The 11034-nt window shown below is 70.4% G+C and carries 7 protein-coding genes and 2 pseudogenes; 3 read left to right on the top strand and 6 right to left on the bottom strand.

Annotation, left to right across the window (positions count from 1 at the left end; all coding sequences use genetic code 11):
* Window positions 1-231: pseudogene (locus tag H537_RS53725) on the bottom strand (IS701 family transposase); the annotation flags it as partial.
* Window positions 232-424: 193 nt separating this feature from the next.
* Between H537_RS53725 and H537_RS0132450 the strand changes: the two are divergent.
* The gene (locus tag H537_RS0132450) at window positions 425-1471 is read left to right on the top strand and encodes a glycosyltransferase family 2 protein (RefSeq protein WP_084151117.1); all 1047 of its coding nucleotides are present in this window, start codon (window positions 425-427) and stop codon (window positions 1469-1471) included.
* On the top strand, window positions 1452-2996 hold the full coding sequence (locus H537_RS0132445; protein ID WP_029001208.1) for a glycosyltransferase family 39 protein: 1545 nt from the start codon (window positions 1452-1454) through the stop codon (window positions 2994-2996). The genes H537_RS0132450 and H537_RS0132445 overlap by 20 nt, the downstream gene beginning before the upstream one ends.
* A gap of 171 nt (window positions 2997-3167) precedes the next feature.
* Here the strand turns inward: H537_RS0132445 and H537_RS0132440 are convergent.
* Window positions 3168-3515 (bottom strand): annotated as a pseudogene (locus tag H537_RS0132440) (PAS domain-containing protein); the annotation flags it as partial.
* A gap of 183 nt (window positions 3516-3698) precedes the next feature.
* The gene (locus tag H537_RS53720) at window positions 3699-3887 is read right to left on the bottom strand and encodes a hypothetical protein (protein ID WP_156902084.1); all 189 of its coding nucleotides are present in this window, start codon (window positions 3885-3887) and stop codon (window positions 3699-3701) included.
* Window positions 3888-3933: 46 nt separating this feature from the next.
* On the opposite strand from H537_RS53720, the gene H537_RS49925 reads away from it, so the two are divergent.
* A complete protein-coding gene (locus tag H537_RS49925) occupies window positions 3934-5430 on the top strand; it encodes a diguanylate cyclase domain-containing protein (RefSeq protein WP_051243946.1) in 1497 nt (498 codons plus the stop codon).
* Window positions 5431-5474: 44 nt separating this feature from the next.
* On the opposite strand, the gene H537_RS0132430 is transcribed toward H537_RS49925, so the two are convergent.
* From H537_RS0132430 to imuA, 3 genes are read right to left on the bottom strand one after another with little or no spacing between them, the layout of a single operon-like run.
* Window positions 5475-8717, bottom strand: a complete 3243-nt coding sequence (locus tag H537_RS0132430; protein WP_029001206.1) for an error-prone DNA polymerase — start codon at window positions 8715-8717, stop codon at window positions 5475-5477.
* Complete coding sequence (locus tag H537_RS55180; RefSeq protein ID WP_029001205.1) at window positions 8714-10198, bottom strand: Y-family DNA polymerase; 1485 nt, start codon at window positions 10196-10198, stop codon at window positions 8714-8716. The genes H537_RS0132430 and H537_RS55180 overlap by 4 nt, the downstream gene beginning before the upstream one ends.
* Complete coding sequence (imuA, locus tag H537_RS46800; protein WP_238446889.1) at window positions 10158-11033, bottom strand: translesion DNA synthesis-associated protein ImuA; 876 nt, start codon at window positions 11031-11033, stop codon at window positions 10158-10160. The genes H537_RS55180 and imuA overlap by 41 nt, the downstream gene beginning before the upstream one ends.
* Window position 11034 lies beyond the last annotated feature (1 nt).

Raw genomic sequence — 11034 nt, 5'->3', positions numbered from 1 at the left:
ATAAGACTTGTCGAGTACGGTATCGTCAAAAATCAGATAGCCATGAGCGCTGGGAATCACGTGCGGCCGAATGTTTTCCCAAATGATGCGTGATGTGATGCGCTCGCCGTTCAAATACCGATTGAGGGCGTCATGGCTAAAGTGGGCATGATGCTCGGCATAGTGCGTCAAGGTGAAGTTGACCTGACTCGATAACAGGAACTGACAGTAGTCCACGCGGGATGGATTCATGTCGCCGCCTAGTGAAAGACAAAACTATGATCTATGCTTTCAAGAAGTTCAAGTTGAAATTAATTCATGGGATTTCTATGATTTTCTATCAAACTTTTGCGTAAGTCCTAAATCATTTATTCCTGGGCGTCCTGACATTCAGCGGACTGCATCCGGCACCGGCCCAGGTCCTGACCACCGTGGGTGTGACGTTATGGAATTACTTGATCAATGGCATCTGGACCTTCCGGCAACGGAAGGCCTGAGGCCGCCTCCCGTCGTCAGCCTGGTGCTGCCCTGCTACAACGAGCAGGAGGTGCTGCCGGAGACGACCACGCGCCTGGTGGCTTTGATGGCGCGCCTGAAGGCCGACCGCGTGGTGTCCAGCGACAGCGCGATCTTCTTCGTCGATGACGGCAGCCGCGACCGCACCTGGGAACTCATCACCCGCTACACCGAGAAGTACACGCAGGTCTGCGGCATCAAGCTCAGCCGCAACCGCGGGCACCAGAACGCGCTGCTGTGCGGGCTCATGACTGCGCCGGGCGACGTGCTCATCAGCCTGGATGCGGACCTGCAGGACGACCTGGAGGCCATTCCGCGCATGATCGAGGCCTACCGCCAGGGCTCGGAAATCGTCTATGGCGTGCGCAGCAAGCGCGAAAAGGATTCGTTCTTCAAGCGTTTCACGGCCGAGGGCTATTACAAGCTGCTGGCCGCGCTGGGCGTGCAGGTGGTGTTCAACCACGCGGATTTCCGGCTCATGAGCCGACGCGCCATCGAAAGCCTGCGCCGCTACGATGAAACGCACCTCTTCCTGCGCGGCATGGTGCCGCTGCTGGGCCTGAAGACCAGCACCGTCGAGTTCGAGCGCGCGCAGCGCTTTGCCGGCGAATCCAAGTACCCGCTGACGAAAATGCTGGCGCTGGCCTGGCAGGGCATCACGTCCTTCACGGCCTACCCGCTGCGCCTGATCACGGGTGTCGGAGTGCTGATTTCCATGGGCAGCCTGGCCATGGCGTTCTGGGCACTGGGCGTGAAGATGTTTTCCGGGCAGGCGCTGCCCGGCTGGGCCTCGACCGTGATCCCGATGTATTTCCTGGGCGGCGTGCAACTGCTGAGCCTGGGCGTGATCGGGGAATACGTGGCCAAGATCTACGAATCGTCCAAGCGGCGCCCGCGCTTCCATGTCGAGACACTGTGCGGCCACCAGTTCATCAAGCAGGCCAAGCAGTCGTCCCATGAAACCGCTCTCTCGTAACCTGTCGGCCCACGGGCCGTGCCTGCTGGCGCTCCTGGCCTTTGCGGCCCTGCTGTTCCTGAACACGCCGACGGACGGCGACTTCTGGTGGTTCGACGCCTCGCGGCATGCGATGAACAGCGTGTTCATCCGCGATCTGCTGCTCGAAGGCGGCTTGCTGCACCCGATCGATTTCGCGCGCAACTACTACCAGCAGTACCCGGGCCTCACCATCGGCTTCTACCCGCCGCTTTTCTACCTGAGCGCGGCGCCCTGGCTGGCGCTGTTCGGCGTGCACCATGCGGTGAACCAGGCGGTGGTGGTGCTGTATGCGCTGCTGGGCGGCAGCCTGGTCTACCTGCTTTGCGTCCGGCACATGGGCCGGCTCGCGGCCACCGCCACCGCACTGTGCGTGCTGGCGATGCCGGACACGGCCCTGTGGTCGCGCCAGGTGCAGCTGGACGTGCCTGCCATCGCGCTGATGCTGGCCAGCGCCTATGGGCTGATCCGCTATCTGGAAACCGACGGTTCGCCCCGCTGGCTCCTGTTCACCACGCTGGGCCTGGGCCTGGCGATCCTGACCCGGGTGCAGGCGATCTTCGCGATCCCGGTGCTGCTCTTCTTCCTGTTCGCCGACCCGCGCCGGCCGCGCATCGCCATGAAGCCGCGCCTCAAGGCCCTGGCCCTGATGCTGCTGGTCGCACTGCCTTCGCTGCTGATCGCGGCCTATTTCAGCCGAGTCAACCAGACGCTGGCCGGAGAAATGCCCGGCATGCCCAAGCTGCTGTCGCTGGAGAACTGGATCTGGTATGCGCGGGCCTTGCCCCGGCAGATGGGTCTGCCGGCGCTGGGGCTGCTCGTGGCCGGGCTGGTTGCGGGCGCGCTCACGTGGCGCCGTCCCGGCTGGCCTCCGGCCGTCAAGGTGCTGGCGGCGCTGGCGCTGTGCGCCTGGGGTTTCTTCACCTTGGTGTCGAACAAGGACCCTCGCTTCAACCTGCCGGGCGTGGTGCTCCTGTTCGTGGCCTCTGCGCTGTTGCTGTACCTGGCGCTGCCACGGCTGGCCAGGCTGGCCTTGCCTGCCCTGGCCTGCTGGCTGGTGGTCCAGGCCCTTGCGCTGAGCGAGGTACCGGTCGTCGGGGGCTTCAAGGAAGCGGCCCTGCTGGCCCAGGAAATCACCCCGCACGGCGGCAACGTGCTGGTATCGGCACGCCGGGATGGCTCTTTCATCTTCAACATGCGCACCCTGGGCGAGCGGCGCGACATGGGCGTTCGGCGCGCGGACAAGATGTTCGTCGACATGAAGATCGCCGCCGAGCTCGGCGTCAAGGACCGGGCTTTGGACGTGTCGGCGATCGAGCGCCTGCTCAAGGACGAGAACATCCAGACCGTCGTGGCCCAGCCGGGCTATCTGGCGAGCCAGCCCTCGTTCCGCAGCTTTGGGCAGGTGCTGGAGGCCGGCGTGCTGTACGAGCCGGTGCGGCGGATCCGCATCACCGGCGCCACCCCGGCCAACGAGCAGGAACTGGTGGTTTACCGGCGCAAATGAGCTGGCCGACGTGCCACGCGTCGTCCAGGGCGGGGCCGGCACCCACGCGCGCGGATCCGGCAGCCGTCGCACACCCGGCTGCCGTCCCGGGACGTCAAGGGCGCAACCGGCTCAAACCGCGCTGCGATACACCCCGATCGCCTCGGCCAGGCGCCCGGCCGGCGCCGCCGCGGTGCGCACCGACATGTAGCCCACCACCTGCCCATGGCGGCGCATCGGCGTGGCATTGGCCCGCACCCCGTAGTGGTCGCCGTTCTTGCGCCGGTTCTTCACCAGCGCGCTCCACGAGCTGCCCGCCTTGAGCGTGGCCCACATGTCGGCGAAGGCCGCAGGCGGCATGTCGGGATGGCGCACCATGTTGTGCGCCTGCCCCATGGGCTCCTTCCGGTCGAACCCACTGACCTGGATGAACGCCGAATTGGCGTGAGTGACGTGGCTGTTGAGGTCCGTGGTGGACACCAGGGTCACGCCCGCCGGAATGGTGTAGGCGCGACCGGTGACGGGAAGATTGGTTCTCATGGATTACTGCTGTTCTTGAAGGTCGTTGCGGGCTGGGTGCCTGCCAATGCCTTGACTTGAGTAAGTTTCGAGTCAGGAATTGGCGGCGCCCAACGGGCCTCCCTGGCCCCGCTTGGGACCGGATGTACGCCCAGTTCCCGAAACTTGCTTTTGTTATAAATAAGCAAAAATTAAGCCCAATATTCAAGCTGTCGATCCGTATGGAGTTTTTTTGCACACCTTCAGGAGACGTGCAAACATTTTTGACGGCAGCATGACGGTCAAAAAGTTTTCATCCTGCTTTGCGGGCCCATTTGGCGGCAGGCGCACGGCATGAGCTAAATCAATCGGGCAAACTGCCGAAAAAGCACAAACAGTGTTTTTGCCCGCCATGTCGGACTTTCGAGGCGGGACCGAAGGAAAACCCGCTTCCGCATCCATGGCCTCCGCGACATCCCAACTCGAACGACTGCGCAGCCTCATCCACGTCCAGACGCAACTGACGAATGCGCATCTGGACCTCGACGCCTTCATGCAGCAGGTGGTGGACAGCCTGCAAGCGCTCACGAGCGCGGCCGGCGCGGTGGTGGAGCTGGTCGAGGGCGAGCAGATGGTCTACCGCTGTGCCAGCCCGGCCCTGGCGCGCCACGTCGGGTTGCGGCTGCAGCGCCAGAGCAGCCTCTCGGGCCTGTGCGTGGAGCGCGGCGAGATCCTCTACAGCCAGGACACCGACGACAACCCGCGCGTCAACCGCGACGCCTGCCGCGACATCGGCATCCGCTCCATGGTGTGCACGCCGCTGTACTGTCGCGGCGACGCGGTGGGGGTGTTGAAAGTGATGGCGCGTGAGCCGCAGGGCTTCGACGCGGACGACCTCCAGACGCTGGAGCTGCTGGCCGCCAGCCTGGGCGGCGCGCTGGGCCGCCAGGTCGCCTTCGACCTGCGCATGCAGATGGCGACACGGCTGCACGCCAGCGAGGCGCGGCTGCGCGCGATGCTGGAGCACGCCCACGACGCCATCGTGTCCATGGACGCGCAGGGCGTGGTGATGGAGTGGAACCCCGCTGCGCAGCAGCTGTTCGGCTGGAGCGCCGAGGAGGCGGTGGGGCGCTCCATGGCCGCGCTGATCTTCGCGCAGCCGCTGTGCGACTGCCACGACGACGGCCTGCGCTGCTTTCGCGAGGGCAACGACGACGCCAAGCCCAGCCGGCTGGAGCTGCAGGCCGTGCATCGCGACGGGCGCGAGATGATGATCGAGCTGAGCTGGAGCGGCACGCACGTCGAGGGCCACTGGGAGTTCACCGGCTTCATGCGCGACATCACCGAGCGCAAGCGCCTGGAGTCGGCGCTGCAGGCCATGGCGCGGCAAGACGCGCTCACCGGCCTGCTCAACCGGCGCGCCTTCATGGACGCGCTGAACCAGTCCCTGCATTGCCAGGACCGCCATGGCGTGCCCGCCGCGCTGCTGTTCCTGGACCTGGACGGCTTTAAGCGGCTCAACGACACGCAGGGCCACCAGGCCGGCGACGAGGCGCTGGTGGCAGTGGCCGCCCGGCTGCGCGAGTGCGTGCGCGCCAACGACGTGCTGGCGCGGCTGGGGGGCGACGAGTTCGTGCTGCTGGCCGACGGCATCGGCGAGGAGGTGCCGGCCCGCGCCCTGGCGCAGAAGGTGCTGGAAGCCGTCGTGGGCGCGATGCCGTCCTCGGGCCTGTCCTGCAGCGTGGGCATCGCGCTGGCCGGCCCGGACGGCACCGCCACCGAGCTGCTGCAGCAGGCCGACCACGCGATGTACGCGGCCAAGCAGCAAGGGCGCGGCACCGTGGTCTTTCATGGCCGGGTGCCGCCGGCCGGGCGCGAGGCTGCCGCGGAGTCGGCCTCGGAGTCGAACGACCTTACAACGGCCTGTTTCACGCTGAAGTCCTTCGAGGCTGGTTGACCCGGCCGTGGCAACCCGGACGCCGCTGCCGCACGGCTTCGCCCTCACCTGAAATCCCGGCTCCCCGCCACGAAGCGCCCCAGCAGCGGCGTGAGGTCCTGCAGCCAGCCCGCCACCAGGGCGCAGACCTCGCCCTCGCGCTGCCAGCGCCCGTGCACCGCCAGCAGCCGCGAGCGCAGCAGCGCCTCGCGCTGGCGCTCGCGGATGCGCTTCCAGCAGATCACCTGCACCACGCCGGTCTCGTCCTCCAGCGTCACGAACACCACGCCCTTGGCCGTGCCGGGCTGCTGGCGCAGCGTCACCAGCCCGCAGGCGCGCACCAGGCGCCCATGCGGCTGCGCCAGCAACTGCGCCACCGTCATCAGCCGCCGCTGCTCCAGCAGCGGACGCAGCAGCGCCAGCGGGTGCCGGCGCAACGTCAGCCCCGTGGCGGCGTGGTCGAACACGATCTCCTCGCCCTCCGGCGCCGGCGGCAGCTCGATGAAGTCTTCCTGCACCGGCGCCTCGCTCAACAACTCCGGCGGCGTGCTCCAGGCCGCCGCCTCCCACACCTGCTGGCGGCGATGCCCGGCCAGGCTCATCAGCGCATCGGCCCCGGCCAGCAGCCGCATCGCGCGCGCGTCCAGCCGGGCGCGGCGCGCCAGGTCCTCCACGTCGTCGAAGGGTTGAACGCGCCGCGCCTCGGCGATGCGGCGGGCATCCTCCTCGCCGAAGCCGGCCACCATGCGCAGCCCCAGGCGCACGGCCGGCGCACGCGGCCCCTCCTCCGGGCGCGGCGCCTTCAGGTACGGCGCGGCCGGCTCCGCCGCGCGCGGATGCCGCAGCGCCTCGACCAGTTCCGGCTTGAAGGGGCCCGGCCTGAGCGCCGGCACCATCGCCTCCAGCGTGCAGTCCCAGTCGCTGTGCAGCACGTCCACCGGCAGCACCTCCACGCCGTGGCGGCGCGCGTCCTGCACCAGCTGCCAGGGCGTGTAGAAGCCCAGCGGCTGCGAGTTCAGCATCGCGGCCAGGAAGGCCGCCGGGTGGTGGCACTTGATCCAGCAGCTCGCGTACACCAGCAGCGCGAACGAGGCCGCGTGGCTCTCCGGGAAGCCGTATTCCGAGAAGCCCTTGATCTGCTCGAAGATCGCCCGCGCGAAGCCCTCGTCGTAGCCGCGCTCGGTCATGCCGCGCACGATGCGGTCGTGGTAGTGCTCCAGCCCGCCCTTGCGCCGCCACGCCGCCATGCTGCGCCGCAGGGCGTCGGCCTCGCCGGGCGAGAAGCCGGCCGCCAGCATCGCCACCTGCATCACCTGCTCCTGGAACACCGGCACGCCCAGCGTGCGCTCCAGCGCCCGCTTGAGCCCCTCGCCGGGGTAGGTGACGGCCTCCTTGCCCTCGCGCCGGCGCAGGTAGGGATGCACCATGCCGCCCTGGATCGGCCCCGGGCGCACGATGGCGACCTCGATCACCAGGTCGTAGAAGCAGCGCGGCCGCAGGCGCGGCAGCATCGCCTGCTGCGCCCGGCTCTCGATCTGGAACACGCCCACCGTGTCGGCGCGGCACACCATGTCGTAGGTGGCCTCGTCCTCGGCCGGCACGTCCTGCAGCGCGAAGGCATGGCCCTGGAGCTGCCCGATGAAATCCAGCGCCTTGCGGATCGCGGTGAGCATGCCCAGCGCCAGCACGTCCACCTTGAGCAGGCCCACGGCGTCCAGGTCGTCCTTGTCCCACTCGATGACGGTGCGCCCGGCCATGGCGGCGTTCTCGATCGGCACCAGCCGCGCCAGCGGCCCCTGCGTCAGCACGAAGCCGCCGGTGTGCTGCGACAGGTGCCGCGGAAAGCCCGCCAGCTGCCCCACCAGGGTCGTGAACTGGCGCATCAGCAGCGAGTCCGCATCCAGCCCCAGCTGCTTGAAACGCTGCGCGCGCAACTGCGCCCCGTCCCACCACTGGTGGTCGCGCGCCAGCGCCTGCACCACCTCGTCCGACAGGCCCAGCGCCTTGCCCACGTCGCGCACGGCGCTGCGCACGCGGTAGGTGATGACGGTGGCCGCCAGCGCCGCGCGCTCGCGGCCGTACTTGCCGTAGAGGTACTGGATGACCTCCTCGCGTCGCTCGTGCTCGAAGTCGATGTCGATATCCGGCGGCTCGTTGCGCTCGCGGCTGATGAAGCGCTCGAACAGCAGGCTCATGCGCGCCGGGTCCACCTCCGTCACGCCCAGGCAGAAGCACACCACCGAGTTGGCCGCGCTGCCGCGGCCCTGGCACAGGATGCCGCGCGAGCGTGCGAACTCCACGATGTCGGCCACGGTCAGGAAATAGTGCTCGTAGCGCAGCTCCTCGATCAGCGCCAGCTCGTGCTCCACCTGCGCCTGCACCGCTTCCGGAATGCCCTGCGGCCAGCGCCGCCCCGCGCCCTCCCAGGCGAGCTGGCGCAGCCACGATGCCGGCGTGTGCCCCTGCGGCACCAGCTCGCCCGGGTAGCGGTAGCGCAGCTCGTCGAGCGAGAAGCTGCAGCGCCCGGCCACTTCAAGCGTCTGCGCCAGCAGCTCCGGCGCGCAGGTCTGCGCCAGCCGCAGCCGCGTGCGCAGATGCCGCTCGGCGCTGGGCTGCAGGCCGAAGCCGCACAGCGCCAGCGGGCGCTTGAGCCGCGTGGCGGTGAGCACGTCCTGCAGCGGCTTGCGCGAGCGCCGGTGCATGTGCACGTCGCCCGCGGCCACCAGCGGCACGCCCGCGCGCTCGGCCGCCTCGCGCAGCCGCTCCAGGTGCAGCGCGTCGTCCAGCTGGCGCAGCAGGTTGGCGATCAGCCAGCAGCGGCCGTTGAAGCGTTCGGCCTGCCAGCACGCCAGGGCCTCGATCTGCGCCGTGGTGGCGCCGCGGTCCGGCGCGGCCAGCAGCAGGCAGTCGGCCAGGGCCTCGGGATGGAAGTCCGCCAGCCGCGGCGGCGCGTAAGTGCCCTTGCCGCTGGCGCGGCGCAGCCGGGTGATGAATTCGCACAGGTTGCCGTAGCCCGCCAGGCTGCAGGCCAGCACGACCAAGGTGCAGCCGGACGGCGCCTGCGCGCCGGGCTCCAAGCCTTCATCGGGTTGCACGCGAAACTGCGCGCCCACCAGCAGCTTCAGCCCATGCCGCTTGGCCGCCACGTGGGCGCGCACGATGCCGGCCAGCGAGCACTCGTCGGTCAGCGCGAGCGCGCGGTAGCCGAGCTGCGCGGCACGCTCGACCAGCTCCTCCGGGTGGCTGGCACCGCGCAGGAAGCTGAAGTTGGACAGGCACCAGAGCTCGGCGTAGTCGGGCAGGCTCAAGCAAAACACCCATGCAGATACCAGGCCGTCGCGTCGTCGGCCAGCCGGGTCTGGAAGATCCACAGCAGCCCGGCGTGCGGGCTCCAGGCCAGCCAGTAGTCGCGCTGCACGTGGCCGCTGTGCTCGCCGGCCTCGCCCTGCAGGCGCTGCCACCAGCCGCCCTCGATGCGGTGCGGCCCCGCCAGCAGCTGCAGCGGGCCCTGGTAGTCCGGCCGCTCGCCCTGCACTGCCAGGCGCAGCGGTTGCGCCAGCACGAAGCCCGGCTGCGGCAACGCGCTCACCTGCGCCGGCGGCAGCGCGGCGGCGCGCGGCGGCGCCTCGTGCACGTCCAGCCAGCGCTGCATCCACTCCGGCCGGTGGTCCGCCAGCAGCAACGGACGCCGCACCCGCTCCCCGCCCAGCCGCGCCGACAGCCGCTGCAGCACCTGCGCGATCGGCTCGCCCGGCGCCTGCGCGGGCGGCAGCAGCTCCGCGCTGTCGGGTGCCAGCGGCTGCCACTCCAGCAGGCCCAGCTGCAGCGCGCCCACCGGCGCCCGCAGCTCGGTGCGGTGCAGATGCTCGCTCAACAGCCGGTGCAGGAATGTCAGGTCGCGCGTGGGTTCGGCCACGCGCAGCGCCAGCTCCCCACCCTCGCCGGCCGTGCGGCTGCGCATCGCGTCGTGCGCCCAGCGCAGGCGCAAGGCGACGGCGCCGCCCTGGCGCGCCGCCAGCCAGCCGCACAGCGCCAGCAGCAGGCGCCGCGCCGCCTGTGCCAGCGCCGGGGCCTGCTCCACGCGCCAGGGCAGCTCCAGCCCCAGCTCGAAGGCGTCGGGCAGCGTCTCCCAGCGCCAGGCCTCCGGGCGCAGGCCGTAGGCCTGGTCCAGCGCCTGCAGCAGCTCTGCGCCGAAGCGCCGCGACAACCCGCCGCGTGGCAGCTGCCGCAGCGCGCCCAGCGTGCCGCAGCCGGTGCGCAGCAGCGTCGGCACGTGCGCCCGCGCAGCGCTCAGCGTTTGCAGCGGCAGCTCGTCGAGCAGGCCGCACAGCAGGATTTCACTCGGGCGCGCGTCCCGGAGTGCACCCGAGGCGCCGTCCGGGCCCCACGGCATCCCGTCCGCGGCATTCCCTTCGGCCGGGCCCGGCACCGGCGGGCCGAAAAGATCGGGCGGCGTGGGCGCGAAGACGGCCGCCACCGTCCCGGACTCGTCCTCCGCCAGCCCGGGATGCCCCGCACGCGCCAGCGCCAGCGCTGCCAGGCCCGTGGGCGCGCCCCAGCTCAGCGTGACGGCCCCCAGCTCCAGCGCCTCGGCACGCACGCGCGCCTGCAGCGCCGCCGCGCCGCCGAAGAGCCGCAGGCTCGCCCGCAGCTCCAGCAGCACCGCCTCCTCCACCCGCGCCACGCGGGGCGTGAACTGCAGCGCCCAGTGCACCAGGGCCGCCAGTGCCGGCGCCGCCGCGGCCCCCTCAGTGGGCGGCGCGGGCGTGCAGGCGGCGGCCCACAGCATCGGCGTGCTCCGTGGAAGTGGAAGAGGAGGCCTGGGCTTCTTCGCCCGCGCGCCGCGCCGACGCCGCAGCCAGGGCGCCATGCGGCATCGGCGCCACCCGCACCGTGCCGGGACGCCGGACGGCGGCCACCGGGGTGGCTGGCGCCCGGTACGCACGCACGGGCAGCACCGCGCGCAGCCCGTCAGGAATGCTGGCCAGCTCGATCTCGCCCTCGTGCGCCGGACCGCGGCGCTTGAGGATGCTCACCTTCAGCGTCCACGGCGTGGTACCCGGGGCCGCCAGCAGCCGCAGCGGCGCCGCCGATGGCTCGTGCCGCGCCGCGGCCGGCCGGCAGACGAAGGCCGGCCACGGAGACCCTTGCGCATGCAACTGCAGCCGCCGCAGCTGCTCCGGCCGCGCCTGCGGCAGCCAGGCCAGCACCACCGCCTCGGCCGAGCGCAGCAGCTGCTCGGTGCACCAGAGCTGCTGCGCCGGGCTGTCGGCCTGCACCCACACCAGCTGCTGCGCGTCCAGCCCCGCCTGCAGCAGGCCCGGCGCGTGCGGCGGGCGCGGCGGGTTCACCAGCACCACGCGCCGCCCGCGGCCGCCTTGCGCCGCCAGCGCCGGCCCCAGCAGCCGCCACTCCAGCACGGCGGGCTGCGGCTGCAGCAGCTCCGTCAGCGCCCCGCCGGGCCAGCCGCCGCCGGGCAGCTCGCGGTCCAGCGCCTCGAAACCCGTGGCCCAGGCGGCCGCGCCGGCCTGCCCCAACTCGCTGCCCCGCCACAAACCTGCCGCCACGGCCGGCGGCAATGAATTCAAAGCGGTGGCAGCGCCGGTAAGCGGAACAGTGGACATG

Source organism: Azohydromonas australica DSM 1124, assembly GCF_000430725.1.
GTDB classification, from domain to species: Bacteria; Pseudomonadota; Gammaproteobacteria; order Burkholderiales; family Burkholderiaceae_C; genus Azohydromonas; species Azohydromonas australica.
This window is presented reverse-complemented; position numbering and strand designations above follow the sequence as displayed.